A 25,632-nucleotide genomic window follows, 5' to 3' on the forward strand; every position below is an offset into this window, starting at 1 on the left:
CTTGTGTAGTTTTAATTATATCATCATTAGACATTTTAAAGTAATCTTAATAATTTCTTTAATTGATTTTTTGTAAGTGATTAATTAATATATACTTAGAAATAGAAAAGGGGAATTTAATTATGTTAAAAGCATACAAACAATTTTGGAAAAAGTATTTTAACTTCGGTGGAGTAAGTACCAGATCAGAATTTTGGTGGGTATTTTTAATCAACTCTGTCATTTACGCTATTTTAGGTTTAGCATTCGGTGGTGTAGCTATTGTTACAGCATTGTTATCAGGTCATGCTGTTAAGTCATTTGGCCTTGCTGCCATTATTGGTTTAGCTATCGCCTTTATTTACTCAATCGCAGTTATTATACCAACAATCTCATTACATTTCCGTCGTTACCGTGATGCTGGTGTTACTCCATGGTTCTTACTAATTACTTATGGAGTACCATTTATTCTAACTAGATTAGATGGTTACAAACATAACATTTGGTTATCAGCAATTGTTACTATTATCTCAATCGTTAACTTCATTATTTTAGTAATGCCAAGCAAAGATAGAAAATAGTGTTATAAAAGAGAGCGGTTCGCCGCTTTTTTGTTTAATAATGGTACATCATTTCTAAGATGTAACATTGTGTTAAATTAAATTTGGATGTGGTACGATGCTAAACTTTATTAGTGGATTTTCAATGTATTGGACACGATATTTCGATTTTAAAGGTAGAAGCACTAGATCTGAATTTTGGTGGAGTTTTTTTGGATTAACACTTGTTACGGGGATTATTGCTATGATTGAAAAAATAGACAATAAAATTGGATTATTCATTTATCTGATTTTTTCAATTTTTACTATTATTCCAAATATTTCTCAATACGTGAGGCGTTTTCGTGATATTGGGATAAGCCCGTATTGGGTTATTATTACGTTTATCATACCGTCATCCCTTGTATATATAATTAAGTACTTACCATGGTACATACAGGTGATTGATATTTTATTAATATTATCGGATATTTTCTTATCGATTCTACCAAGTAAAGACGAATAAAAAAGAGCTAGAAAAATCTAGCTCTTTTTTATTTAGTTTAATTCGTTTGGAATTAGTTTTGTTTTTAGTTCGATGTTGTCCTTGTAATCTACGGTAATTTCGATGATCACAGGTCCATTGATATCCTTAGCACGATTCAATGCACTGCTTAAATCGTTGACGCTATTAGCACGAATACCGGTAGCACCAAAGCTTTCAGCGTATTTAACGTAATCGACGTAGCCGAACTTAACACCAGCATCATGACCATATTTAGCCACTTCTTGGAATTTAACCATGTCGTAGTATCCATCAACCCAGATTAATTGGATGATGTTTAAGTTCAAACGAACAGCGGTTTCTAGTTCTTGTCCTGAGAATAGGAATCCACCATCTCCGGAAATTGAAATGACCGGTTCGTCGGGATGGGTTAATGCTGCACCAATTGCCCATGGAAGTGATACCCCAAGGGTTTGCATACCGTTACTAAATAGTAGATGACGAGGCTTGTAAGTCTTGAAGTAACGACCCATCCAGATATAGTGACTTCCGATGTCGACAGTCACGATGGTATCTTCACTGACAAATTTTTGTAGTGATTGGATAACTGAGATAGGGTGCAAACCATTTTCGGTGGTTTCATGAACTTCTTCGATTGTTTCGGTGAAGTGTTCACGTAGCTTGTGGAGGTGATCAGTGACTTCTTTGGAAAGTTCCAATGAGTCATCAATGTGTTCAGTTAAGGCATCGATACTTTCGGCAATGTCGGCATTGACGATGATACTTGGTTGATATTCAGCGGTGATTTCCGGCGAAACAGTATCAATGTTAATGACTTGGGTGTGCGATTGGTTCCAGTTTCTAGCTTCGTATTCTACTGGATCATATCCAATCGCAATTACTAGGTCACTGTTTTTTAAGATAGTATCACCGATTTGGTTATCAAATAGGCTGACACGACCGTAGTAGTTATCAACAAGTTCCTTTGAAATAACACCAGCACCTTGGTAGGTTTCAACGACTGGGATTGAGAACTTATGTAGTAATTTGTGTAGTGCGGCACTGGTTTCAGGTGTTGATGCACGCATTCCCGCTAAAATAACCGGTTGCTTGGAGTTTTCGATTAAGTGAGCGATTTCCTTCATGCGAGTCTTATCAACACTACCGTTAGTAATCTTAGGTAGTTTATCGATTACTGGACGGGTTACTTGATCGCCTAAGACATCTTGAGGAACTGAGATGAATGCAGCTCCTTTTTTAGGTGATTGAGAAGTGATATAAGCATTGGAAAAGGTTTCTGAAATGTTATTAGCATCTTGGACTTCGACACTAGACTTGGTAGCGCTCTTTAGTAAGTCGGCAGAGTTAATGCTTTGGTGGGTAAGACGTAGTAAATCGTCTCTTTTTACTTGGCCACCGATAGCGATGATTGGATCACCTTCTGAGGTAGCGGTGATTAATCCGGTTGCTAGGTTGGAAACTCCTGGACCAGAGGTAACTGCAACGACACCGGGTTCACCAGTTAAACGACCGATTGCGGCAGCGATGAATGCGGCATTTTGTTCATGACGAGTAACGACTAATTTAGGCGTTCTTTTGTCATCGAAGTCTTGTAAATCTTCGAATAATTGGTCGACTTTAGCGCCTGGAATTCCGAAGACGTATTTAATATTTTGATTGATCATGCTTTGAATCAAAGCTTTTGATCCGGTAGTGGGTTTGTCCATAATATCACCTCAAATATGATAAATAATTCTGACAGATTGAATGAATTCTGATACTCTAGAATAGTAAATAATATTATAGGTCAATCTAATTGACCTTTATATAATAATAGCACTATTCTATATAAGGTCAACTTAATTGACCTAAAGGAGAATAAAATGATCGATAAAAAGAAATTAATGGTCTTTTACTTTGCATACCAAGAAATAAATCGAATCGTCGATTTATCAAAGTATAACCTAACTTCAAATCAACAAAAAATGTTATTCTCAATTGATACTATCGATGAGATTACAATCAAACAATTATTACAAATTTTAGATATTTCAAAACAGGCACTAAACGTGGCCTGTCGTGATTTAAGAGAACGTAATCTCGTATTTACTGGACCGGCGAAGTCGGATAAGAGAAAAAAAGTCGTCTACTTAACAGATGATGGACGAAAATTAATCGAAAAGATTGAAGCTGAACAGTTAAACTTTATTAATGCGATTTGCGATAGTACCAACTACAATTGGGAAGATACGATGAAGAAGCTAACTAATAGTTATCTAGAAGATATTCAAAAATAAAAAAACGTTGCTGATTAGCAACGTTTTTTTTATTTTGTTTCAATAACGACATAGTAGTTATTTGATTGGTTGGTTTTACCATTTAAAATGGTGGTATTTTTGGCGGAAACCCCAATCTTAGTGATGTTTCCATCTGTTAATAGTTTGGTGTAGTTTTGATCCGCACTATCCGAGATGTCTGAGTATAGAAGCCAACTTAGTGAGGTTCCACGGTAGTTGTCTTCATCACTAAATTGCCAGTATGCAACACTATCAGAGTTGGCCGGAACAGGATTGTTTTCAATCGAAGTAATCTTGTTGTTAGCGTCTTTTTCCAAATCTGAATCTAATTGAAGTGGAGCTAGGCCGTTGTAACTTCTGGCATTATTGATAACACCAATTGTATTAACCGCCATTTGGTGGTTAAATGATGCAGTCTTATTCAATTGAATCGCACCGTGCCAGGCGTAACCAATTAGTTGGCGGTTTTGGTACAGTGCTTGATAGATTGCTTGGAATTTTTTGCCATTTTTGTATTTTTGCACGTGGTAACTAGTACCAACGGTTACGGGTTGATCTTGTAGTTTGTATAATCTTTTTGCATGTTTGGTAAATGTCAAATCAGTGTATAAATATTCATAGTGCTTTGAATTGATGACCCCGACACCATGATTATTCTCGTCAGATACACTGTAGATATATGGTTTAGTATTCTTAGCCTTAGCGAATGCTTCATAACCGACTGTTGAGGCGTTAAGAGTAGAAAATAAGGCTAATAATATTAGGAATTTTTTCATTGATACACCTTCTTTGTTGATAATAGTATAGCAGTAATAATATCTGATAAATGTTAAACTATGGTTACAAAAAGAGGTAAAATCATGAAACAAGATAAATTATTGGTAGCCGCAATGGTGATTGTCGGAATCATTCTATTGGGCTGCATTGTTGCCTATGTGGCCTAAATAAAAAAGCATCGATATTCGATGCTTTTTTATTATAGTTTGCTACCGACTGCAATCACTACGAACAATATCATTATCAATAGGTTAGCTAACTTGTGTTTCATTAAGATGGCAATGAATTCACGAATGATGGCATTTGGTAAGAAGAATCCACTAGTCTTTGAGCCAATTCCACTAATATTCATGCCAGCATTTTTGGCGTAATCAGTGGCACGGTAAATGTGATAGTTGTTGGAAACAAAGATACCGTTATTTGGATCCAAGTTGTAGCGGTCGACAATTTTTTTAGAAAACGCAAAATTTTGAATGGTATTTACAGATTTGTCTTCTGCGATAACGTCATCTGGGTTAACGCCTTGTTGGATGACATAATCTCTCATTGCGACACCTTCAGGCACTGTTTCGTCGCCACCTTGACCACCGGAACAAATGATTAGAGGATGTTTTTTTGAAACATCTACTTGTTTTTGATAGAAATCAATTGCACGATTGATTCTAGAAGCAAGTAGTGGCGAGACTTCATTTCCATTTAATAATCCAGCGCCTAGCACAATGATAAAATCTTTATCTAGTTTTGGACGATAGAAATTACAAATCCAGACTGAAAGGGAGAATATCAAGAAGATACTTACCATGTAGAATGATCCCAACTCAGTGAAGTGTTCAAGCATCAAATTGTATGGTTTTGGTATGATTTTTCTGAAGAATATAAAACTCAATAGTGGATATACCAACAAGAACACACCAATAATTAGCGTTAATAGGTTGGCTAGTGAGTGATTTTCTCTTCTCCAGACGATAATCCCATTCCAAATTAATAAAATAGCATGAAGAGCGTAAATTAACGTTAAGCCAATCATGATTAACATTGCTATTGTTAAGAATATTATATGTAGTATTTTGCTACTACTAATAAGTGAGAAAAACATTACGTTTCCAGTTAATGCAAACACCGTCATTAAGAATAAGAATCCATTCCAAAATGATGCCTTTTTCTTATAAAACGACCAGCACAAAAGGCCGATGAATATTATTAATATTAAAGGTATAAAGTACATATATATCATCCTTATCTATTAGGATAAAAAAGCCCACAAATAATTGTGAGCTTTTTGTTTATCTCCATTTTACACTATACCAGTGTACCAGGAACATATTTCTTATTTACTAATTTATTGTGAGGAACCATAACAAAATGAATGCCACCAAATTTATCGAAGGAAACTGCGAAATAGTTTGGTTGGTATTTCTTGTGAATGTCCAAGTTCATTAGTGCGGTAGCATGGCCCCAATATGATGGGCCATCTTCAAATAGTTGAAGTGCAATTGAATTGTATACAGCATGCTTTAAAGCTGCCATTGTAACTACACGCTTTTTTAGCTTAGTACTAGTTAAAGCAAATGATGGGTTATCACTGTAGTTTTCTTCAGCAACGTCTGAAATGTTGTATTTCTTAGATGCAACAGCTCTAGTTCTTAAGTCATGACCGGTCTTTTTGCCGGTGTTGTTCCAATTATCCTTACTGTAAACATCTGCAAATGTTTGGGCAACGGCAATTGTATTTTTAGATGATTTGTATTGAATTCCTTTAGCTTGCTTAATAGCTGGATTCAATACACTTAATGCAAATTTAGTAAGTTCTTTTCTTTGACTGTAGGTCATCTTGTTTAAATTTACATTTCTACTTAAATCTTTCTTGCTAGGGGTAAATGAGTTTATTGCTAGTCCTTTTAGACCAATCTTACCCATTGCCACTTGCAACTTATAGTTACCAATTGATTTTTCACTTGCTGCTTTTTTTAAGGAAGCATTAGTGTATCCCTTAGGCAACTTAATAACGTTTTTAGGATTCTTTTTAGCTCTATAGTTAATTTTAGTTACAAAATTAGCATCAGAACCAGGATCTGTAACTTGGTTGCCTGACACGTGCATTGCTTGAGTTGGAATGAAATTATTCAAGTCAGTGCTAGTTAGTTTACTGATGGATTTGGTAGTTGCGATAATTGCGTCATCAGTAGTTTGTTGTTTGAACTTCATAATTAGTGATGATTCTTTTTTAGTTGAACTTGCTTGCGTTTTTACAGCAGGTGCTGATGAAGCGATTGCAGATCCAATTAATGCAGCAGATACAATCATTTTAATTGTCTTTTTCATAGTATTTACCCCTATTTACTTCCTAATAAATATACAGCTAATCCAACCAGGATTACCCCAATTACGACAATGAATAAACCAAATTTAATTAATTTTCCACCGATTCCGTCCCAAGCAGGTTGATTTGACATCGCGCGAAGCTTAAAGAAGAACCAGCCAATTCCCATACAAATGGCACCGAATAAAAATACGCCGTATGCAAAAAGCATAAAGTAACTTTGTGTGTGTTGCATTTCTTTCACCCCTCATTGAAAGTTTTATTTAGAATATATTATCATAGTTTGCATTTAGCTCAAATATTATAGATGCAATCTTAAAAATTACTTAATATTTTCAGTAAATTTACTTAAGTGTTATAATTCTAAATTATGTGTCAAGATTTCAAAATAAGGAGATGAGTTCACCCTTGGGTGATCGAGCGATAAATTGGAAACAAAACCTAAATGTTTTATGGTTTGGGACATTCGTAGCCGGAATCGGATTTAGTAGTATCAGTCCATTCATTGCATTGTTTATAGGTCAACTAGGCAATTACAACGCTACTCAAACATCAATCTACAGTGGGATGGCATTTGCAGCTCCATTTCTAGTTAAGATGATTGTTTCGCCATTGTGGGGTATCTTAGCTGATAAATATGGTAGAAAACCAATGTTACTTAGAGCATCTTTGGGGATGGCAATTGTAATTGGTGCAATGAGTCTGGTCACCAGTGCATGGCAACTAATTGTCTTGCGTCTATTGCAAGGTGTCTTTTCTGGATTCATCAGTAATGCCAATGCTTTAGTGGCTGCCGAGACACCAAAGAGCCAAGTTGGTCATGCTTCTGGAAAACTAGCGACAGGAAACGTATCAGGAACATTAATCGGACCGATGATAGGTGGTTTAATTGCCGATACTTTTGGTTATCGTTATACATTCTTGATTACTGGTTTAGCTATGCTGGTAGCATTCATCCTAAGTATCTTTTTCGTTCATGAAAACTTCAAACCGGTGCCACACGAAAAAGGGGAAAAACAACCTCATTTTCTATCTGGAATCCCAACCAAACAAATCTTGTTTGGAATGTTTTTAACCACCTTATTTATTCAAGCAACTAATAACTCAATCTCACCAATCTTGAGTTTGTACGTTAAACAATTGGATCCAACATCGACCAACATTGCGTTAACCGCTGGAATTATCCAGGCAATTAACGGGGTGGCTATGATATCAGTAGCACCATTCTTCGGGCGTCTAGGTGATAGGATTGGGTCTCATCAAATCTTGAAGTTCGGCTTAGTCTTTTCAATGGGAGTATTCTTCCTAACGACATTCGCACAAAACGTTTGGCAACTAGGAGCGCTACGTTTTCTAATCGGGATATCCGATGCTGCACTATTGCCAACTGTTCAAGCAATCCTAGCTAAGTACAGTCCACATGATCGAATCAGTCAGGTCTTTAGTTGGAACCAAAGTTTCCAAGCTGCTGGTAACGTAACGGGACCGATGATTGGTTCGGCCGTTGTCTTGATTGGTGGATATCGTGGAGTGTTCATTGCAACTACTATCTTGGCTGGAATTAACTTATTCCTAGTTCGTAAGAACATTAAATCAATTGAAACCGATAAGAACTAAATATTTGTTAAATGATGAAACATCATTATAATTAATAGGATAATATTTGGAGGTGGATTGCGATGACTAGAGAAGAAATTGATAACAATTTACTAACATTAAAAAGAACGCGTTCACACATCATTAATGCACTAGATGGAACCAATCGTGACAGCAATGTTATTCGTGACATTGACCATTTGGTGGAATACTTGAATGAAACCGATGAGCGCGAAATAACACAAGAATATGTAGATCGTAAGTTTAGAATCATCAAGGGTGAAATTAACTGTTCACTTGATTGTTTCAATAACGCAATGAAAGCATTGACTAAGTAGGCATCCAAAGGCGGTGCCTTTTTCTTTTGTTTAATAGTTTACACGTGTATAATAACTTACATAAAGTAAGCAAAAGGAAGATGAATATGTCAAAATTACTTGCACCCGCAAATGTTGGTGGACTAGATCTTAAGAATCGAGTAGTGATGTCACCAATGTGTACCTATGAGGTAATTCGTGAAAATGGAATCGCTACACCATTTCACTTTGCTCACTATGGGATGCGTGCAATTAGTGGCGTTTGCTTGATTATTACCGAATCGACAGCCGTTGACCCAAGAGGTCGTATCAGTAACAACGACCTAGGGTTATGGAATGACGAACAAGTTAGTGAATTTAGTCGATTAGTTGAGTCACTTCACTACTTAGGTTCAAAGGTAGGAGTTCAATTGAACCATGCCGGTAGAAAGGCTGCCGACGAAGATGTTCCGGTTGCGCCAAGTGCGATTTCTTTTAGCGACGATAGCAACACACCAGTTGAACTAAGTAAGGAAGATATCGCAAACATCGTTGCAGAATTTGGTCAAGCTGCCAAACGCGCTAGCGACGCAGGCGTGGACATGGTTGAAATTCATGGTGCCCACGGTTACTTGTTGAACCAATTCTTATCAGCGGTTTCCAACAAACGTGTTGACGAATACGGGGGTAGCCTAGAAAACCGTTTCCGCATCGTTTCTGAAGTGATTGATGCCGTAAAGGCTAACTTTGCTGGTCCTGTCTGGATTCGTTTGTCATTAACTGATTACGATGACAGTGGGCTACAAAACACCATGTCTGACTGGCAACAAATTGGTAAGTGGTTAGAAGATGCTGGAATTAAACTAATTGATGTTTCAACCGGTGGATTATTACCAAAGGGACCTAATTTCCCAGTTCATGATGGATATCAAACTCCATTTGCCACTGAACTAAAAAAAGCGGTAGATATTGATGTTTCAACTGTTGGTTTGTTAGATAACCCTGGTTTAGCAGAATACATCCTACAAAATAATCAAGCCGACTTGATTATGGAAGGAAGAGCATTGCTACGTAACACCAATTGGCTAGCCGATGCCGCTAAAGAATTACACGATCATGACTTCAAGGTCTTCGATGCCTCATATGAACGTGGTCAAAAATAATCAAACAAAAAAGATATCCATTTGGATATCTTTTTTTAATGGTAAAATTTTGTCATCTAATTTTAATTTGTTATATAATTATTCTATTACAGCGAATAAAATGAGGTGATTATATGTATTGGACAGACGAAAGAATAATGACATACCGTGCGAAAATAAAGGGGGCATGGTACGTTCAAAAATTCCAACAATACTATCAATTCGACCTTCGCAAACCAGAAGATAAGATGAGAATGTATCGTCAATTGGAACCCAAAACAATTAAGTCTTATTTTGATGATTTAATCGACACCTACGAAAAGAACTTCTTGGAACAATTAGATAACATGAGTACCGATGATTTATTGGAAACATTAGATTCATTAAGGGATGAAGGATATATTGATATCATGTAAAAAAGAACCGATTTAACATCGGTTCTTTTTTATTAGTTATTATTATTCAAACTTACGGATTGCTTTTCACTAAGCTTTTTATCCTTAAAGGTTAAGTTGTAGGCGTGTGAATTGTCATATTGGTAGGTCATAAATGACATTCCATCAGCTTCTTGTTGTGAAAGTGGCGCACCTAAAGTGGCTTCAACGTCACCAAATGAGGTGTTCTTTTTAATTTTTTCAATTTGTTGCTTCTTTAGGATCTTAGCAGCTGTATTTTGTTGGTAACCCTTGCTCAAAACTTTGTTCTTATAAACAATTACAAATATGTATTGTAGTTGAGCGTTACCACCCATTTGCCAAGTGTATTGTTTAGCTTGGGCATTGTTGGTTAAATTGGTGTTGGTAGTTCTTGAAGGTTTGCCTAACAAGTTAACAACTTGCTTGTAGCTTGAACCACCGTGTAATTGTTGATCAGTGTATTTGATTTGTTGGTACTTTTCTAATGAGATACCTGAAGTGTTTAAAGCATCTGATAGGGAAGGCTTAGGTGCTGAGATTGTTTCGTTGGTATTTGCGACCTTCTTTTTACCACAGGCGCTTAATACTAATAAGCAGGTAAAAAGCGCAAGCAAAATCTTAAAAGTTTTATTCATACTATATCTCCTCAATATGTTCTATTAGTATTTTAATCAAAGAGAGTGATAAATATCAATAATTTAAATTATTTATTCATAATTTACTGATGCAATTTAGCAAACCAAAAACTTGTAATCAATCGTTTTACCTAATACCATGGTGGTGAAGAAAGAAAAAAGGAGGTTGTATCTATGAGTAAGATTGCTGCAATTGTTACCAGCGGATACGAAGATTCTGAATTAACTTCACCTAAGAAGGCATTGGAAGATGCAAGTCATCAAGTTGAAATTATCGAAGAAATGGCCGGAAACACAATTACCGGTGAACATGGTGATAAGCAAAAGGTTGATTTAGGTATCGACGATGCCAACTTCGACGATTACGACGCGCTGTTATTACCTGGTGGTGGCTCTCCAGATGCGTTGAGAGCAGATGATCGTTTCAATGATTTTGTAAAACGTTTTCTATTGGCTAACAAGCCGGTATTTGCAATTTGTCACGGTCCTCAATTCTTTATCCAAACCGGATTAGCAAGTGAATTGAAGTTGACTGCTTACACAACAATCAGATATGACCTATTTTATGCTGGTGCTGAAGTTCATGATGAACCGGTCGTAGTGGATGATAAACACAAGTTAGTTACAAGTAGAACCCCTGACGACTTAGACGCATTCAATGCTGAAATAGTTAAGTTTGTAAAATAAAACAAAAAAGAAGCCTGTTTAGGCTTCTTTTTTTATCTTCTGATAACAATGCCACAAATTTCAGTCATTGAAGTATTGATTAGACGGTAGAAAACCTTTTTGAATTCTTCAACTGACAATGGAATTGGTTGTGAAATCCAAGACATGATTGCATCTAAAATGACTCTGAAGAAGAAAGTTAACACGTAGTACTTAGGGATGCCATATTTCTTTTCATCGTAGTGTTCAAAGTAGGGAACTAGGAATTTTGAGTAGTGGCTACTTAAAAATGAGAACAATTGAGGTTCATAGAATTCGTATAGAACCTTGATGTATTCACGATCGTCGTAGACGATTGGGAATACCTTTTCACTTAGGATATAGAAAAAGTTATCATAATTTTTATCAACGTTAACGAATTGTTCATCTAAAGAATGGCTGATACTGGTTTCGATGAAGTTAACGATGTCGAGTTTATTCTTGAAGTGGTTGTAAAAAGTACCACGAGAAATGTTTGCGTTTTCAATGATGTCGTTTGTACTAATAGTGTTAATGTCTTGATGAGCCGATAAATTCAGAAAAGACATTACGATTCTCTTCTTGGATTTGCTTTTAATAAACATTCTGATTAAGTCCCCCTTATAAATTTTTACTATTCAGGGCTGAGTAATGTGAATTACATTAAATCTTTGCCATACATATAATTATAATCTTATCTAGAAAAATAAATACTTAAGTTTTTGCAAATTTAATTAAGTTTATACAAAAAAACTTAAAATAACTTTTAATTAGATTTGATATAAAATTAATTTATAAAAATGGTGTATTTTATAAGCTAAACTTAACTTTAAATCATTGAATTATAAGCGTGTGTTAAATGTCTATAAAAAGTAGTTAAATAATCCTTATTAGATATTGAAAAATGTAGATGCTGGTCATATAATTATTTTTGCTGAGTTATTGACTTGATATTAACTTGATTGTTTAAAAATCTTAAAGAAATAACAATAATTAAAAAGTTATACACGTTGTTCAATAGCTCGATTTCACAAGATTATCGATATACTGTTATGGTTTAACATATTATCAACAAATTACTACATACAAATTTGGAAAAATTATGGCGGGAGTTGTAAAGTTAATTCAGATCTTATAACTCTTTTTTTATGTCTCTGAGTTGTTTTTGTAGAAGCGTTGCCGTGTATTAAGCGGATGGAAGAACTTGAGCAAGATAAAGATGATGGAGTAAATACTGTGTAGTTTATATAAAGGAGTAGAAAATTTTGGATCATTACACGCTATTAACTAGATGCATCGCTGAATTTATTGGAACAGCTATCATGGTCGCATTGGGTAACGGTTCAGTTGCTAATGTCGAATTAAAGGGGACTAAAGGTTTCCATGGTGGCTGGGTATTAATTGGTTTTGGATACGGAATTGGGGTTATGATTCCCGCAATGATGTTTGCGACAATATCCGGCGCACAAATTAATCCAGCAATGACACTTGCTTTGGCTTTTACAAACCAATTCCCATGGCATGAAGTATTACCATACATTGTGGCACAACTATTGGGTGCTACGGTTGGTCAAATTGCGGTGGTACTTACTTACAAGCCATATTATGACAAGACAACTAACTGTGAATGTGTCCTTGGTACTTTTGCAACCATCGATTCAGCTCACAGCTACCTAAATGGTTTTATTAACGAATTAATTGGAACATTCTTATTGGTATTAGGCGCATTGGCAATGACAGCCGATAAACTAGATCCACGTGCTGACTTTATCGCATTAGGTTTTCTAGTAATGTGTTTGGTTGTTTCATTTGGTGGACCAACCGGACCAGCATTGAATCCGGCTAGAGATATCATGCCAAGAATTGTTCACGCCTTTTGTCCATTTAAGAACAAGGGTGGTTCACACTGGAAGTACAGTTGGGTGCCAATCGTTGCTCCAATCATTGGTGCGACCCTAGCAGCCATTTTGTACAAGACAGTCTTTTAATCATTAGAATCAAAGAAAGAGGAGAAAATATTAAGATTTTCTTCTCTTTTTTATTTTTGGTTAAGTTTTAAATATATCAAATGAACTTAATGTCTAATTAAAAAAATAAAAGCCTAATTTATTGCGGATTTGGTAAAAAACAATTTGATAAAAGTTTAGTAATTGCCATTTTGACAGTGTTTTGGCAAAGTTATATTATTACCTTCGAAGAGATGGTTAACGACTTAATCGTTATCCTCAACAGTTAAGATTGCTAGCCTTCCCTTTGTTTAATCTTCGTGATTAAACTCCAGAAGTTTATTTATTAGAATACGATTACTTGATTTTAGATGCCCCTGAATTTGTCTAACAAGTGATTTATGCACCTTCAGAATTGCTTAAAAATCGTGGAATTGTAACATAACACCAATAATAATAAATTTTGGTCGTGCATCGATTTACTAAGAACAACAACAAATTACTATCATGAAATCGTGTAACCTTAGTCTAACTTTCTTTGAGAACTTTATTCATACACTTTCTTATAAAACTATCTCTAGTTCTGCTGCGTATCAAGTCGCGCTGGTAAGTAGTAGATCAAAAATCCGTTAATTTATGAATTTCCCCGAGTTTATAAATTAATTCTCTCGTCCATAAGTAGATAAATAAAGTAAAAACATTTATTACGTTTGCATGTGTTCATATAAATATTATTATGCACTTTCATGGTAAGCTCACTCCAGAAAAATGATTATGAATTCTTCCCTGAATATAATTAGTAAACAAAGAGCAAACCTGTTCTTACGTGAATCGATATTCCATAAATAAGCTGATTGCAAATTAAAATTATTCAAGGCACTGGATAATTTTAGTTTCTCCATCAATAACCGATACTGTCGTAGGTATCGGTTATTTTTTTATCCATATGTAGTGGTTTGTGATAAACTTGAATAAATCAATTAGGAGATGAAAAGTAATGAATAATGCTAATGCCTTGTACCAATACGGTACATTAGCAATGTTAGTTCCTGGATTATTCGAAGGAACTCTACCATTAAAAGAACTACTAAAACACGGTGATACCGGTATCGGTACCGGTGACGGTCTAGATGGCGAACTAGTCGTTTTAGACGGTGTCGCATATCAAATCGATGGTGACGGTAATGTCAACGAACTAGATGATGATTTCATGGTTCCGTTTGGTGATGTTCATTTTGCTAACTTCGAACATCTAGCTAACGTTCATGCGTTGGTAAAAATGGAAGATTTAGAAGAAAAAGTATCTTCTGAATTAGACTGGAACAATACTTTCTTCTCAGTTCGCGCTCATGGAACATTCAAATCTGTAAAGACTAGATCAGTTCATAAGCAATCGAAACCATATCCAACACTAGTTGAATGTGCTCACCAACAAAATGAATTTGAAGCAGAAGATGTTGAAGGAACAGTGATTGGTTACTTCTCACCACAAATCTTCAATGGTGCATCTGTTGGAGGATTCCATCTTCACTTCTTGGCTGATGATAAATCAATAGGGGGCCATTTATTAGACTTTGAAATGGTTTCAGGTGATATCAAGGTTCAAAAACTTGATGAATTAATTCAAAAACTACCATCATCAAACGATGACTTTATGAAACATGACTTCTCAAAGGATGACATTGCTGGTGCCATCGGAGAAGCTGAATAAAAATAAAAAGGACTGACATCTTTGTCAGTCCCTTTTTATTTACTTGTTAGTAGTGTTACCAGTTGATTGGTTTGTGTTAGTAGAGCTTGCAGTAGTGTTGGTTGTGGTAGTTTGCTTTGGTGTAAATGTTTCACGGAATAACCAACCTTCTAGAGAAGCGGTGTATACGTAAACCTTGTAGTTATTTTGTTTTGGATTGTATTGGAACCATTGATCGCCATTGGCAGGAGTGTAAGTCTTTGGAAGAATTACACGACTGTCGCCGGGGTTATATAGTGATTGTAATCCAATGTTTCCGCTAGCTAGTTTTAATACTAGTGTGTTTGATGAGATAGCGTAGGGTTGATTGTTGCTGATTGAAAATTTATAGTTTTTACCATCAATTACTAGTATGTTGTTTGAATCGTCAACCTTCATGGCCTTAACTTTGTCACCAAAATTAATAACAGTCTTGCCAGTGCTGATAGGTGAGTTTAACGCATAGTAAGCATCATTAGCTGACTTAGTGCTTAAGTCGTTAGTAGGAACGGTCTTCTTGCTGGTAGCGTAGACAGGAACGCGCTTGATCCAGTTAGACTTAGTGGTCTTGGTAATCCAAACACCGTTTTTAAGTGCAGGAACACTACCACCAATTAGCATCCATTGGCCCTTATTTAATTTTCTAACTAGCACAATCTTATTTTTAGCAATGGTACTCTTCTTAATAACTTTTTTGCTTTCGACTGCGTTGTTTTTAACTTTGTATCCGTACACAGTAGTCTTCTTAGTAACTGCGTATAATGGCACATTCTTGTTAGTGTTTACAGTTACCTTAGTTGCTTTTTTAGTGGTAGTCTTTTTAGCTACTTGTTTCATCCAAGTTGTTTTGGCTTGATTGGTAGTTAAAACGGTGTTTTTAGGAGTCTTAACACCAGAAATCTTCCATACGTTACCCTTAACGTGAGTTACTGAAATCTTTGTTCCCTTGTTGATGTTAACCTTCTTTAAAACCTTCTTAGAGATGTTTTTCTTAACTACCTTATGTTCAGTTGCCACGATTTTCTTAGTAGTGGTAACTACACGTGCTTGTTTCCAGTAGCTGGAAGATTTGCTTGGTAGTGAGCTGGCATTGGCGGCAACAGCTGGTGTAGCGATTAATACGACACTGGCTAAAGCTGTCATAATGCTTTTTTGAAACTTCATTAATGAATCCTTCTTTCATATAAATATTATGACCATCTTAACTTATAATTAGATGATTTTCTACATTTTTAGAGTTTTGTAATCTTTTTTAATTATTTCGGGTTACATTTGTAGACAAACTAAATCTGTTTTGATATATTTTTAATCAAGCAAGATTTATTAATGTAAAACATATTTTATAAGGGGTGCCAAATATGAAGAAAAGAAACATTATGACTTCACTTTCAGTAGCTGCATTATCACTTTCACTACTATCAGGTGTAGCTGCAAGTGCTGATTCAATGAGCAACATGCACGACATGTCATCAATGAAGATGGACAAAAAGACTACCAAGAAATCATCAATGAAGATGACTAAGAAGTCAGCAAAGAAGACTGCCACTAAGAAATCGACTATGAAGATGAATAAAAAATCTTCAAAGAAGATGAGCATGAAACACTCAATGACAAGTGGAATGATGATGGATGGTTTAGAAATGAACATGAATTCTAAGCTACCAAAGGGCTTGAAGAAAGCTACTCACGCTAAGTTCCACGTAGGACAAAAGGTTACTTTAAAGGCTAAGCACATGGAAGGTATGTACAATGCCAAAGCTACCGTAGCTGGTGTATACAAGACCAACCTATACGAAATTGACTTCATGCCAACTAATGGTGGCAAGATGGTTAAGGACCACAAATGGGTAGTATCTAGCGAATTAAAAGCAAAGGGTGCCCTAAAAGCTGGTAAGAAGGTTACTGTTTTAGCTGATCATATGAAATACATGAAGGGTGCTAAAGGTAAGATTGTTAAGGTTCACAAGGGACCTGCTTACGTTGTAACTTTCAAGGATACTAAGACTCACATGGTTATGAAGAACCACAAGTGGTTAACTCAACAAGAACTAAAAGCAATTAAGTAATAACAAAAAAAGACCTGACATTCGTCAGGTCTTTTTATTTATAGTAGTGATTTAATTCCAAGTAGGACTAACATGATACCAATGAATGGCTTTAGGTATTTGCTAATGGAACTCTTGGCAAGTCCGCTAGCCAACATTGGTGCGATGATAGCACCGACAATGGCTCCGGATGTTAGAGGAATACCGGCATGCCAATCGATGAATCCACCAGCTAAATGAAACAACATACCAACGGTGGACATGAATGCCAAGACGTATGTTGAAGTGGCAGTGGCGTTAAATGTTTCTAGACCTAAGATGAATAGGCCGGCTGTGATGACAGCACCACCACTCATTCCAGCAACCCCAACCATTAGACCAGCTAAACAACCGTATAGCGAGGCTTTTAAACGGTCGTTACTATTGTTATCTATGGTTGCTTCAGATATCGACTTGGTCTTTTTTAACATGTTGACACCTAAAATAATCATGATTAATCCAATAATCCATTTGTAGAATGAATCGGGGATGAAGTGAGATAGAATCGATCCGACAACTACAGATGGTAAAGCGGCGATTAACATTTGGTTTCCGATTTTGACATCAATCTTACCCTGGCGGTAGTAGCTGATTGCTCCGATGATTAGAGGTGGCAAACTAGTTACTAATGAAGTGGATGCTGCGTTCGCAGCATTTAAACCGATGACACCGGTTAGGACTCCTAGGTAGATGGCACCGCCACCGCCACCCAATAGGATAGTTAGCATTCCTACAACAATACCGAAGGCGACTAAAAAGATAATACTAGACATGATAATGTTCCTCTCTGATTTAGAATGTTTGCTTTTTTACGTTTTATTAATTACAATGTGTAATTATAGCATTCAATATGTAATTATCAATTTATATGCTTGGGGGCCTCAATGTGAGAACAGCGACGATTTCAAAACTAGATATCATTAAAACGGCGATTATCATGATTGAAAAGGGTGACAAGTTAACTTTTTCGACTATTTCGCGAAAGATGAAGATTACGTCACAATCGTTATACAACTACTTTAAGAATCAAAAAGAACTAGAGTATGTGATTGTTGGCACGGTCATCTCCGCTGCTTGTCAGATTGCTGAACGTAAAACATTTGGCAAAAGTGGCCATGATGGGGTTATTTATTTATCGCTAACATTTCGAAAGATGGGGGTAAAACACATTAATCTAGCCCAATTTGTCATTTCACATCATCGTACTAATCATTATCAAATTGTTACTGACGCATTTAGTGAACTAAAGGCTTTATTGGATCATATGCTTCAAAGTTACATTGATGCTAAAAAACTATTGAATGCCAGTCGATTAATTAGAAGTTTAGTGGTTGGTGACATTTTAAACGTTGGAACTGGTTGGTTTAAAAGCCCAGAGGTAAAGGCAGAAGCTAGTTTTATTGAGATGTTAAATCTTAGTTTAGATGCTTTAAAGAATTCTTAAATCCACCATTTAATTTAAAAAATTATTTTATTTTTTAAGTAAATTGGATTATATTTGTTATTATATATTCAGAGTGTTTTTTAGAAAGGATACATAATAATGAAAAAATTTACCGGTTGGGTAAAACATTGGTACAGATACAAGACTGACGAACCATACATTATTGCTGCTGCAATCATTGGTGCACTTAGCCTATTAGGATCAATTGCTTTAGACCACAAAAAGAGATTTTACATGTATGTTGTAATCTTAATTTTAATTGCTATTTGGGCACTATTTAGAAGTGTTACCTTTAAGAAGAACTTTGTTCGTCAATTCGTTGAAGAAAACAAGTTCGAAGGCAAGGATAAGGGATTAGATTTAGGTACAGGAACAGGATATGCTTTAATCAAGCTAGCCCGTGATACCAAGCTAAACAAAGTTTACGGTGTTGAAGATAAGTACCAATACACCATCAAACGCCTTGAAAAAAATGCATACTTAGAAAACGTTAAAGACCGTATTGAAATCACCACTGCAGATATTGAAAATCTACCGTTTGATGACAAAGAATTCGACGTTATTACTGCCATTTCTGCAAATGGTAACCAATTGAGTACTCCTAAGAAATCAGTTTACACAGACATTGCATTTGAAATGGCCCGTGTAGTTGCTGATAAGGGAACAATCTTTATGGTAAACACTCCTCGCATGACAAAGAAATATGCCATGGAATTTGAAAACAGAGGATTAAAAGTTGAATACATGCACAGAAGATTTGAACGTTTCTTCTTCCTACGTGCAATTAAAGTTACTAATAAATAAAAAAAGCCGACCTGATTAAGGTCGACTTTTTATTTTGTCTAGAAGTGGTGAACACGGTTGAAGAAATCAACGAATAATTGGTTTTCTTCGTCGTATTGATCCCACATGTTTTCTGGATGCCATTGCACACATTGGATTGACTTGTCGTCGTTTTCTAATCCTTCAATCATACCATCATCGGCACGAGCCACAACGTGTAGTCCATCTGCTACATCTTTAGCGGCTTCATGGTGGAATGAGTTAACGAATGCTCTGGTACCGAATGTTTTGGCTAATAATGAATCTTCATCAATACTAATGTGGTGTACTGGTGAGTATCCGATGGCCTTTTGTTCGTGTTGTAATTGTGGTAGACCGTTTTGTGGGGTGAATTGGGCACCGATGTCTTGGTACAAAGTTCCGCCCATTGCAACGTTTACGATTTGTAATCCACGGCAGATAGCTAGGATTGGTTTGTGCATTCTAATTGCTTGTTTAACTAACGCTAGTTCGAATTCGTCTCTGGTTTCAAATGTACGACCAATTTGAGCAATTGGTTCTTCGCCATAATACTTGGGCAATACATCTGGACCACCAGTCAAGATAACGCCATCGACAGTTTCTAATAATTCAGCAGCCATGCTTGGCTTTCCAACTGGAAAGATAACTGGAGTGATGTTGTTATCTAATAAGCAGTTCATCAAAGTTCTTTGGGCAAAATGACCTTCTCTTTGGCGGAAGGGTTCGTCTTGACTAAAGATGATGTCTGAAGTAACTCCAATACGCATATGAATCAATCCCTTTTTATAAATTTAGTGATAATATTGTTATTCTATCATTTTATCGAATATTTTCCACTTATATTCCTTAGTGCACGACATTTTCGATTGCATTGGCATTTCAGATGTGCTATTTTTTATTACATATTGTGGAAAATTATGACGGAATAGTTTTCAAACGGGGAGATGAAGTTTCATGAAGTTCAAGTCAATTGCAAAACTAGGTGTGCTAGCTTTAGCTGCATCAATGGTGCTTGCCGCTTGCGGTAAATCATCAGATAAAACATCTAGAACAGATTCATTGAATTGGATGAGTAACACAACATTGACCACCTTAGATCCTTCTAAGGCCGTTGACGTTACAAGTGATCAAGTTTTATACAACGCAATGCGTGGTTTGGTCACTCCGGATAAAGGAAATAAGATGGACTTAGCAATTGCTAAGAGCTACAAGATTACTAATAGTGGAAAGACTTACACTTTCATCTTAAGAAACACTAAGTGGAGTAACGGTAAGAAGGTTACTGCTCACGATTTCGAATACGGAATTAAACGTAGTGCTGATCCTAAGACAGCATCACAAATGGCATACTACATGGCCAACATTGTGAACTACGATAAGGTTAAGACTGGTGCAATGTCAGCTGATAAGCTAGGCGTTAAGGCAATGGGCGACAATAAGTTGCAAATTACTTTGACTAAGCCACAAGCCGACTTCTTAAACGTGCTAGCTTTACCTGTCTTTTACCCACAACAAAAGGCACTCGTTGAAAAATACGGAACTGCTTACGGTACAACCTCAGACAAGATGGTATACAACGGACCATTTGCCGTTACAAATTGGAAGGGTAGTAATGACGCTTGGACACTATCAAAGAACAAGGATTATTACGATAATACCAGCGTTAAGTTAAAGAAAATCAACTACACGGTGATTAAAGACCCACAAACTGCATTGGATGAATATCAATCAGGTAAGCTGGATCAAACATTACTAGCTGGTAAACAACAAGTTAATAGCTACAAGAACAATAAGGATTTTGTAAATCACAAACAATTTATGGTTCAATACCTATCAATTAACCAAAGTAAGGTTCCTGCTCTAAAGAACAAAAACCTAAGAAAAGCACTATCATTAGCAATTAATCGTGAAGAACTAACCCAAAATGTTTTAGGTGATGGTTCAACTGCTGCTAGAGGATTAGTTCCAGATACACTAGCATACATGAATGGTAAAGACTTCAACGATTACGCTACTGTAAAAGATGCCACAACCAGTGATATGACTAAGGCTAAAGAACTATGGGCTAAGGGATTAAAGGAAATTGGTAAGAAGTCTGTATCAATTTCAATTATGAACAATAATGACCAAACTAGTCGTGCTGTGACTGAATTCTTACAAACTGAATTAGATAAGCTTCCAGGCTTAAAGGTAAGTGCGCAAATCTTACCTAACAACGTTGCTTCTGGTCGTTCACTAAAATCAGACTATGAACTTTCAGTTTCAGGTTGGGATCCATCAATCAGTGACCCAATTTCACCACTACAAACTAAGGTCTCAACTAGTCCAATCAACACTTCTAAGTGGGGCAACTCAATGTATGATATGTACATTGACCGTTCCAACAATTCCGACGCTAATAACAAGGATAAACGTTTCTTTGATTTAGTTAACGCTCAACGAGTAATCTTAAATGATCAAGGAATTATTCCATTGATTCAAAAGGCTCAACCAGAATTAATGAAGACTAATATTCATGGTGTTAAGTACCTAGGAAATGGTCCGGTTTGGGACTTCTCTCACGCTTACATCAAGTAAAATATCAAAGCCACCAAATTTTAGGTGGCTTTTTGTTTTGGCATGCGCTTATATCTAACGTTCGGGTTTGTCGTCAAAAAAAGCGAGTCATTAGGGTTGATAAAATTTTCATTCGGATGTATCATTTTTATAAAATGTAAGGAGGAGTTCATTATGAAGATGTTTAACGAAGAACAAATGTGTTGTTGTCAATATCGAAGCATGAACTCTATTCTTATTTTCTAATCAAGAAAACGTTTTTTAATTAGATTATAACAGGGTGTCATGGTTCGGCTTTTTAGCGTAGAATCATGACACCCTTTTTCTTTTTTTAGATGGCCATCTATGTAAAGAAGTACTTATTGAACAAAGGGGTATGGATATGAAAAAGTCACGGATATTATCAATTATTTTGACCACAGCGTTATTAGGTTTGGTATTAACTGCTTGTGGTAATAAGAGCCAATCAAGCAACAAGAAACACCTAAATTGGATGACAAACGCATCCATCGCGTCACTTGATCCATCAAAGGCTGTTGATACCAATACTCAACAAGCCGTATATAATGCTTTTTCTGGTTTAGTATCTCCAGATGGCAGTAATAAAGTGCGTTTAGCAACCGCTAAGAGCTACCATGTTTCAAAGGATGGAAAGACATACACATTTGAATTGAAACACACCAAGTGGAGCAACGGCCAAGAATTAACTGCTAAGGATTTCGAATACGGAATTAAACGCAGTGCAGATCCAAAGACTGCTTCACAAGAAGCTTACTACATGGCAAACATTGAAAACTATGCGGCCATTTCTAAGTCGCAACTATCACCAGATGCATTAGGGGTAAAGGCTATTGGTAAGTACAAACTACAAGTTAAGTTAACCAAGCCACAACCATACTTTTTGAACCTATTAGTATTACCAATCTTCTATCCACAGTCAGAAAGCACTGTTAAGAAATATGGTAAAAGCTACGGTACCACAAGTAGCAAAATGCTATACAATGGTGCATTTAAGATTACTAACTGGAATGGTACTAATGATTCATGGACTTTAACTAAGAACAAGGAATACTACAATGCTGACAAGACAAAACTAGACAGCATCAAGTACACAGTTATTAAGGACCCACAAACTGCTTTGAACGAATACCAAAGCGGTAAGCTGGACCAAACCACTTTAGTTGGTAAACAACAATATAACAGTTACAAGAACTCTAAGGATTTCCACTTGAGAAAGATTTACAGTGTAAGATACCTATCACTAAGTGATAAAAATGAAGCAGCATTTAGAAACGTCAACATCAGAAAAGCTCTATCACTAATCATTAATAGAAAAGAATTGCTAAATGATGTTTTAGGTAATGGTTCAACTCAAGCACGTGGAATTGTTCCAGATACACTAGCATCACGTAACGGCAAGGACTTTAACGACTACGCTAGCGTTTCATCAGCTGTGAATGGGGATACTGAACAAGCTAAGAAACTATGGAAGAAAGGTCTAAGTGAAATCGGTAAGAAGAACTTAACAATCTCAATCAACAGTAACAATGGTGAAGATACTAAGCCAATCGTCGAATTCATTCAAAACCAATTCTCCAAATTACCTGGTTTGAAAGTTAACTTAACACTACTTCCAAACACTGTTGCGACTGCTCGTTTCCTAAGCGGTCAATACCAAGTTGCTGTGACAGGTTGGAGTCCTTCAATCAGTGATCCAATCTCACCTCTAAACATTAGATACTCAACTAATGCAATGAACACAGCTAAGTGGAGCAATGCTGAATATGACAAGTTGATTGATAAATCAAACAACGACGATGCTTTGAATCCAGCAAAACGTTGGAATGATTTAGCAGATGCACAAAAGGTATTATTAAACGACCAAGGTCTAATTCCGCTATTCCAACCAGCCCAAGCTGAACTAATTAAGAGTGATATTCAAAATGTTCGTTTCTATGGAAACGGCCCAATTTGGGACTTCTCTGAAACTTACGTTAAATAATTCAAAAAAGGTCATCCGATGAGGGATGACCTTTTTATTTTTTTAAAGTTTAGATTTTTACAATAATGGTATAATTATGGATATTAAAAATGATTAGAGGAATTGAACGATAATGAATCTTAAAAGTAAACTGCATGGATTTTGGCGCAATCATGCGATTATAATCTTGATTTTTATGGTCATGTCTTTGGTAAGTGTCGCAATTATGTGGCACTACAAGTTTATTATGGTAGGATCTGACTTGATTTTTCATTGGGAACGCATATGGGATTTGCGTGAGTCTTTGGTTCATAAACAGCTCTTCCCGCTAGTAGCGTTGGATCGATATAATCAGACCGGTTCAACCGTGATGGCATTGTATCCACAACTAGGGATGATTCCGATTGTATTACTTTCTTTCGTAATCAAATCGTTTATTCCATTAGTTTATACCGTCTTATTGTTACGGACTTTCTTTGCTTTACTTGTGGCATACTTCGCCAGTTATAGCTATAACCGCAGTCGTAAGATTAGTTTTATTTTCGCATCTGGCTACACGCTAGCTGCGACCATCTTGTTCCACACGGTACTTAGTTATGATATTGGACGCTCATCATCCATTATTTATCTACCACTAGTTCTATTTGGTTTTTTAAACCTACTAGAGAAAAACGACTGGATTGAATTAGCGCTCGGGATGAGTGCCATCATCATGTGTCACGTGGTGAATACTTCGATTACCATCTTATTCTTAATCGTGATGGCATTAATCAACATTGTTAAGATTCTCCACAAGGATAAAATAATTGCACTAAGCAAAGCGGTGGGATTAACTGTCTTGTTAACAGCACTGTATTGGATTCCGTTTATAATTATTGTCGGTAATAACTCGATTAGCTTACCACCATCATATTGGAAGCTCTCTGGAGCTAGTCTGAATATTTGGTATTCATCAATTATTCATAATAGTGTGAACCCATACTTCAACGTAATCAATCTATTGGGATTGGTGTTTGGAATTATCTTCTTTACATGCCTTGATAAATATTCAAGGCAATTATTATTTGTTGGAATAGGCTTCTTAGTCCTATGTAGCAAGCTATTCCCATGGGATTTAGTGGCTAAGACTGGCATTAACGACTCACTTCAATTCACGTGGCGTCTAAACATTATTCCACAATTAATTTTCTGCTATATTTTTGCTGAAGTCGTCGTGAAAATGTTTAGAAAATCATCGTTTACTTGGGCAGCCATTGTGGTCGCAACGTTGGCAATCGTATTGCTTCAATTAAATGCACAACAAACGGTCGTTAACGAAACCAAGAGTTATGTGGAATTGATTAGTAAGTTTGTGGCAGATGGTAGAAAGTATCGTTTGGATAACAATCGTGATTTCAAAAATATGCTTTTCAGCAATTATGGCTTCGTTGATTATTTCCCAAGTGCTGCGGTCAATTCATTTAAAAATACCAATAAGCATCTTGCGACTTACGATGGTAATCAGCACTTGAAGGTGAAGTTACTAGGTAATGGTAAGTACTCGTTTAAAACACTGGTGCCAATCAAGAAGATGGCATTGCCATTCTTATACTATAAGGGCATTTCATACGAAGTACGAGTTGACGGTAAGTTCGTTAAACCAAAATCTAATAAGCATTCATTGCTAGTCATTTCCAATCTTTCCGCCGGTCGCCATCACGTTCAAATTATTGTGCATCGCACTAAGAAAGAACTACTTTCATACTTGTTTACAATTATCGGGATGATTCTATTAATCTTTGCGATTGTCAGAAAGTATGCAGTAAAAAATAATTAAATAAGATAAAAAAAGCAGCCATTAACGGCTGCTTTTTATTTTGCTTTAACTTTGTATGATAGAATGAACCTATAATTAATTTAACG

Annotated in this window: 26 protein-coding genes; 16 read left to right on the top strand and 10 right to left on the bottom strand. The window is 36.1% G+C overall.

What is annotated here, in order from left to right:
- The first annotated feature begins 122 nt into the window (after positions 1 to 122).
- Complete coding sequence (locus K5Q07_RS00995; RefSeq protein WP_220729187.1) at positions 123 to 560, top strand: DUF805 domain-containing protein; 438 nt, start codon at positions 123 to 125, stop codon at positions 558 to 560.
- A gap of 124 nt (positions 561 to 684) precedes the next feature.
- Entirely contained in the window at positions 685 to 1,044 is a 360-nt protein-coding gene (locus K5Q07_RS06860) for a DUF805 domain-containing protein (protein ID WP_373310015.1), read from the top strand.
- Between the two features lie 32 nt (positions 1,045 to 1,076).
- On the opposite strand, the gene alsS is transcribed toward K5Q07_RS06860, so the two are convergent.
- Entirely contained in the window at positions 1,077 to 2,750 is a 1,674-nt protein-coding gene (alsS, locus tag K5Q07_RS01005; protein ID WP_220729189.1) for an acetolactate synthase AlsS, read from the bottom strand.
- A gap of 156 nt (positions 2,751 to 2,906) precedes the next feature.
- On the opposite strand from alsS, the gene K5Q07_RS01010 reads away from it, so the two are divergent.
- Positions 2,907 to 3,320 (top strand): MarR family winged helix-turn-helix transcriptional regulator, encoded by a 414-nt coding sequence (locus K5Q07_RS01010; RefSeq protein WP_054606998.1) that lies wholly within the window; start codon positions 2,907 to 2,909, stop codon positions 3,318 to 3,320.
- Between the two features lie 29 nt (positions 3,321 to 3,349).
- Here the strand turns inward: K5Q07_RS01010 and K5Q07_RS01015 are convergent, their stop codons facing one another.
- From K5Q07_RS01015 to K5Q07_RS01030, 4 genes are all read right to left on the bottom strand, one after another.
- The gene (locus K5Q07_RS01015; protein WP_220729190.1) at positions 3,350 to 4,096 is read right to left on the bottom strand and encodes a CAP domain-containing protein; all 747 of its coding nucleotides are present in this window, start codon (positions 4,094 to 4,096) and stop codon (positions 3,350 to 3,352) included.
- A gap of 200 nt (positions 4,097 to 4,296) precedes the next feature.
- Positions 4,297 to 5,124, bottom strand: coding sequence for a YdcF family protein (locus K5Q07_RS01020; RefSeq protein ID WP_220729191.1), 828 nt, complete (start codon positions 5,122 to 5,124; stop codon positions 4,297 to 4,299).
- Positions 5,125 to 5,396: 272 nt separating this feature from the next.
- The gene (locus tag K5Q07_RS01025) at positions 5,397 to 6,419 is read right to left on the bottom strand and encodes an SEC10/PgrA surface exclusion domain-containing protein (RefSeq protein ID WP_220729192.1); all 1,023 of its coding nucleotides are present in this window, start codon (positions 6,417 to 6,419) and stop codon (positions 5,397 to 5,399) included.
- Between the two features lie 11 nt (positions 6,420 to 6,430).
- Positions 6,431 to 6,652: a hypothetical protein gene (locus K5Q07_RS01030; RefSeq protein ID WP_054606994.1), complete on the bottom strand. Its 222-nt coding sequence runs from the start codon at positions 6,650 to 6,652 to the stop codon at positions 6,431 to 6,433.
- 173 nt (positions 6,653 to 6,825) lie between these two features.
- On the opposite strand from K5Q07_RS01030, the gene K5Q07_RS01035 reads away from it, so the two are divergent.
- The 4 genes from K5Q07_RS01035 (at position 6,826) to K5Q07_RS01050 (ending at position 9,867) form a co-directional block, all read left to right on the top strand.
- Positions 6,826 to 8,034, top strand: coding sequence for an MFS transporter (locus tag K5Q07_RS01035; RefSeq protein WP_505603307.1), 1,209 nt, complete (start codon positions 6,826 to 6,828; stop codon positions 8,032 to 8,034).
- Positions 8,035 to 8,096: 62 nt separating this feature from the next.
- Positions 8,097 to 8,351, top strand: a complete 255-nt coding sequence (locus K5Q07_RS01040; protein WP_054605876.1) for a hypothetical protein — start codon at positions 8,097 to 8,099, stop codon at positions 8,349 to 8,351.
- An 86-nt stretch (positions 8,352 to 8,437) separates the two neighbouring features.
- Positions 8,438 to 9,472 carry an NADH:flavin oxidoreductase/NADH oxidase gene (locus K5Q07_RS01045; RefSeq protein ID WP_220729194.1) on the top strand — a complete coding sequence of 345 codons (1,035 nt, stop codon included), beginning with the start codon at positions 8,438 to 8,440 and terminating at the stop codon, positions 9,470 to 9,472.
- 113 nt (positions 9,473 to 9,585) lie between these two features.
- Entirely contained in the window at positions 9,586 to 9,867 is a 282-nt protein-coding gene (locus tag K5Q07_RS01050) for a hypothetical protein (protein ID WP_054606991.1), read from the top strand.
- Positions 9,868 to 9,899: 32 nt separating this feature from the next.
- On the opposite strand, the gene K5Q07_RS01055 is transcribed toward K5Q07_RS01050, so the two are convergent.
- Positions 9,900 to 10,502, bottom strand: a complete 603-nt coding sequence (locus tag K5Q07_RS01055) for a DUF3862 domain-containing protein (RefSeq protein WP_220729195.1) — start codon at positions 10,500 to 10,502, stop codon at positions 9,900 to 9,902.
- Between the two features lie 174 nt (positions 10,503 to 10,676).
- Here K5Q07_RS01055 and K5Q07_RS01060 point away from each other — a divergent pair, with 174 nt between their 5' ends.
- A complete protein-coding gene (locus K5Q07_RS01060) occupies positions 10,677 to 11,189 on the top strand; it encodes a type 1 glutamine amidotransferase domain-containing protein (protein ID WP_220729196.1) in 513 nt (170 codons plus the stop codon).
- Positions 11,190 to 11,221: 32 nt separating this feature from the next.
- Here K5Q07_RS01060 and K5Q07_RS01065 read toward each other — a convergent pair whose 3' ends face one another.
- Positions 11,222 to 11,791 carry a TetR/AcrR family transcriptional regulator gene (locus K5Q07_RS01065; protein ID WP_054606988.1) on the bottom strand — a complete coding sequence of 190 codons (570 nt, stop codon included), beginning with the start codon at positions 11,789 to 11,791 and terminating at the stop codon, positions 11,222 to 11,224.
- Between the two features lie 660 nt (positions 11,792 to 12,451).
- Here K5Q07_RS01065 and K5Q07_RS01070 point away from each other — a divergent pair.
- Positions 12,452 to 13,174: an MIP/aquaporin family protein gene (locus K5Q07_RS01070; RefSeq protein ID WP_220729197.1), complete on the top strand. Its 723-nt coding sequence runs from the start codon at positions 12,452 to 12,454 to the stop codon at positions 13,172 to 13,174.
- A gap of 955 nt (positions 13,175 to 14,129) precedes the next feature.
- Positions 14,130 to 14,843 (top strand): acetolactate decarboxylase, encoded by a 714-nt coding sequence (budA, locus tag K5Q07_RS01075; protein WP_220729198.1) that lies wholly within the window; start codon positions 14,130 to 14,132, stop codon positions 14,841 to 14,843.
- 39 nt (positions 14,844 to 14,882) lie between these two features.
- Here budA and K5Q07_RS01080 read toward each other — a convergent pair whose 3' ends face one another.
- Positions 14,883 to 16,025, bottom strand: coding sequence for a hypothetical protein (locus tag K5Q07_RS01080; protein ID WP_220729199.1), 1,143 nt, complete (start codon positions 16,023 to 16,025; stop codon positions 14,883 to 14,885).
- Between the two features lie 194 nt (positions 16,026 to 16,219).
- Here K5Q07_RS01080 and K5Q07_RS01085 point away from each other — a divergent pair, with 194 nt between their 5' ends.
- Entirely contained in the window at positions 16,220 to 16,927 is a 708-nt protein-coding gene (locus K5Q07_RS01085) for a YdhK family protein (protein WP_251067604.1), read from the top strand.
- 38 nt (positions 16,928 to 16,965) lie between these two features.
- Here K5Q07_RS01085 and K5Q07_RS01090 read toward each other — a convergent pair whose 3' ends face one another.
- Positions 16,966 to 17,718, bottom strand: coding sequence for a sulfite exporter TauE/SafE family protein (locus K5Q07_RS01090; protein WP_220729200.1), 753 nt, complete (start codon positions 17,716 to 17,718; stop codon positions 16,966 to 16,968).
- A 113-nt stretch (positions 17,719 to 17,831) separates the two neighbouring features.
- Between K5Q07_RS01090 and K5Q07_RS01095 the strand changes: the two genes are divergently transcribed.
- Both K5Q07_RS01095 and K5Q07_RS01100 read left to right on the top strand, forming a co-directional pair.
- Entirely contained in the window at positions 17,832 to 18,389 is a 558-nt protein-coding gene (locus K5Q07_RS01095) for a TetR/AcrR family transcriptional regulator (protein ID WP_220729201.1), read from the top strand.
- A 99-nt stretch (positions 18,390 to 18,488) separates the two neighbouring features.
- The gene (locus tag K5Q07_RS01100) at positions 18,489 to 19,193 is read left to right on the top strand and encodes a class I SAM-dependent methyltransferase (protein ID WP_220729202.1); all 705 of its coding nucleotides are present in this window, start codon (positions 18,489 to 18,491) and stop codon (positions 19,191 to 19,193) included.
- A gap of 38 nt (positions 19,194 to 19,231) precedes the next feature.
- Here K5Q07_RS01100 and K5Q07_RS01105 read toward each other — a convergent pair whose 3' ends face one another.
- The gene (locus tag K5Q07_RS01105) at positions 19,232 to 19,960 is read right to left on the bottom strand and encodes a gamma-glutamyl-gamma-aminobutyrate hydrolase family protein (protein ID WP_220729203.1); all 729 of its coding nucleotides are present in this window, start codon (positions 19,958 to 19,960) and stop codon (positions 19,232 to 19,234) included.
- Positions 19,961 to 20,147: 187 nt separating this feature from the next.
- Here K5Q07_RS01105 and K5Q07_RS01110 point away from each other — a divergent pair, with 187 nt between their 5' ends.
- From K5Q07_RS01110 to K5Q07_RS01120, 3 genes are all read left to right on the top strand, one after another.
- Positions 20,148 to 21,770, top strand: a complete 1,623-nt coding sequence (locus K5Q07_RS01110) for a peptide ABC transporter substrate-binding protein (protein WP_220729204.1) — start codon at positions 20,148 to 20,150, stop codon at positions 21,768 to 21,770.
- A gap of 361 nt (positions 21,771 to 22,131) precedes the next feature.
- Positions 22,132 to 23,751 carry a peptide ABC transporter substrate-binding protein gene (locus K5Q07_RS01115; protein WP_220729205.1) on the top strand — a complete coding sequence of 540 codons (1,620 nt, stop codon included), beginning with the start codon at positions 22,132 to 22,134 and terminating at the stop codon, positions 23,749 to 23,751.
- A 181-nt stretch (positions 23,752 to 23,932) separates the two neighbouring features.
- Positions 23,933 to 25,546 (top strand): putative glycosyltransferase family protein, encoded by a 1,614-nt coding sequence (locus K5Q07_RS01120; protein WP_220729206.1) that lies wholly within the window; start codon positions 23,933 to 23,935, stop codon positions 25,544 to 25,546.
- Positions 25,547 to 25,632 lie beyond the last annotated feature (86 nt).

This window comes from Apilactobacillus zhangqiuensis (assembly GCF_019656215.1).
GTDB classification, from domain to species: Bacteria; Bacillota; Bacilli; order Lactobacillales; family Lactobacillaceae; genus Apilactobacillus; species Apilactobacillus zhangqiuensis.

Bases quoted from the DNA above. Each gene is read 5' to 3' on its own strand.
- K5Q07_RS01090 (WP_220729200.1), bottom strand. From the start codon at position 17,718: ATGTCTAGTATTATCTTTTTAGTCGCCTTCGGTATTGTTGTAGGAATG.
- K5Q07_RS01030 (WP_054606994.1), bottom strand. From the start codon at position 6,652: ATGCAACACACACAAAGTTACTTTATGCTTTTTGCATACGGCGTATTT.
- alsS (WP_220729189.1), bottom strand. From the start codon at position 2,750: ATGGACAAACCCACTACCGGATCAAAAGCTTTGATTCAAAGCATGATC.
- K5Q07_RS01045 (WP_220729194.1), top strand. From the start codon at position 8,438: ATGTCAAAATTACTTGCACCCGCAAATGTTGGTGGACTAGATCTTAAG.
- K5Q07_RS01060 (WP_220729196.1), top strand. From the start codon at position 10,677: ATGAGTAAGATTGCTGCAATTGTTACCAGCGGATACGAAGATTCTGAA.
- K5Q07_RS01055 (WP_220729195.1), bottom strand. From the start codon at position 10,502: ATGAATAAAACTTTTAAGATTTTGCTTGCGCTTTTTACCTGCTTATTA.
- K5Q07_RS00995 (WP_220729187.1), top strand. From the start codon at position 123: ATGTTAAAAGCATACAAACAATTTTGGAAAAAGTATTTTAACTTCGGT.
- K5Q07_RS06860 (WP_373310015.1), top strand. From the start codon at position 685: ATGTATTGGACACGATATTTCGATTTTAAAGGTAGAAGCACTAGATCT.
- K5Q07_RS01010 (WP_054606998.1), top strand. From the start codon at position 2,907: ATGATCGATAAAAAGAAATTAATGGTCTTTTACTTTGCATACCAAGAA.
- K5Q07_RS01080 (WP_220729199.1), bottom strand. From the start codon at position 16,025: ATGAAGTTTCAAAAAAGCATTATGACAGCTTTAGCCAGTGTCGTATTA.
- K5Q07_RS01100 (WP_220729202.1), top strand. From the start codon at position 18,489: ATGAAAAAATTTACCGGTTGGGTAAAACATTGGTACAGATACAAGACT.
- K5Q07_RS01020 (WP_220729191.1), bottom strand. From the start codon at position 5,124: ATGATTGGCTTAACGTTAATTTACGCTCTTCATGCTATTTTATTAATT.
- K5Q07_RS01050 (WP_054606991.1), top strand. From the start codon at position 9,586: ATGTATTGGACAGACGAAAGAATAATGACATACCGTGCGAAAATAAAG.
- K5Q07_RS01040 (WP_054605876.1), top strand. From the start codon at position 8,097: ATGACTAGAGAAGAAATTGATAACAATTTACTAACATTAAAAAGAACG.
- K5Q07_RS01110 (WP_220729204.1), top strand. From the start codon at position 20,148: ATGAAGTTCAAGTCAATTGCAAAACTAGGTGTGCTAGCTTTAGCTGCA.
- K5Q07_RS01105 (WP_220729203.1), bottom strand. From the start codon at position 19,960: ATGCGTATTGGAGTTACTTCAGACATCATCTTTAGTCAAGACGAACCC.
- K5Q07_RS01015 (WP_220729190.1), bottom strand. From the start codon at position 4,096: ATGAAAAAATTCCTAATATTATTAGCCTTATTTTCTACTCTTAACGCC.
- budA (WP_220729198.1), top strand. From the start codon at position 14,130: ATGAATAATGCTAATGCCTTGTACCAATACGGTACATTAGCAATGTTA.
- K5Q07_RS01065 (WP_054606988.1), bottom strand. From the start codon at position 11,791: ATGTTTATTAAAAGCAAATCCAAGAAGAGAATCGTAATGTCTTTTCTG.
- K5Q07_RS01085 (WP_251067604.1), top strand. From the start codon at position 16,220: ATGAAGAAAAGAAACATTATGACTTCACTTTCAGTAGCTGCATTATCA.
- K5Q07_RS01115 (WP_220729205.1), top strand. From the start codon at position 22,132: ATGAAAAAGTCACGGATATTATCAATTATTTTGACCACAGCGTTATTA.
- K5Q07_RS01120 (WP_220729206.1), top strand. From the start codon at position 23,933: ATGTCTTTGGTAAGTGTCGCAATTATGTGGCACTACAAGTTTATTATG.
- K5Q07_RS01025 (WP_220729192.1), bottom strand. From the start codon at position 6,419: ATGAAAAAGACAATTAAAATGATTGTATCTGCTGCATTAATTGGATCT.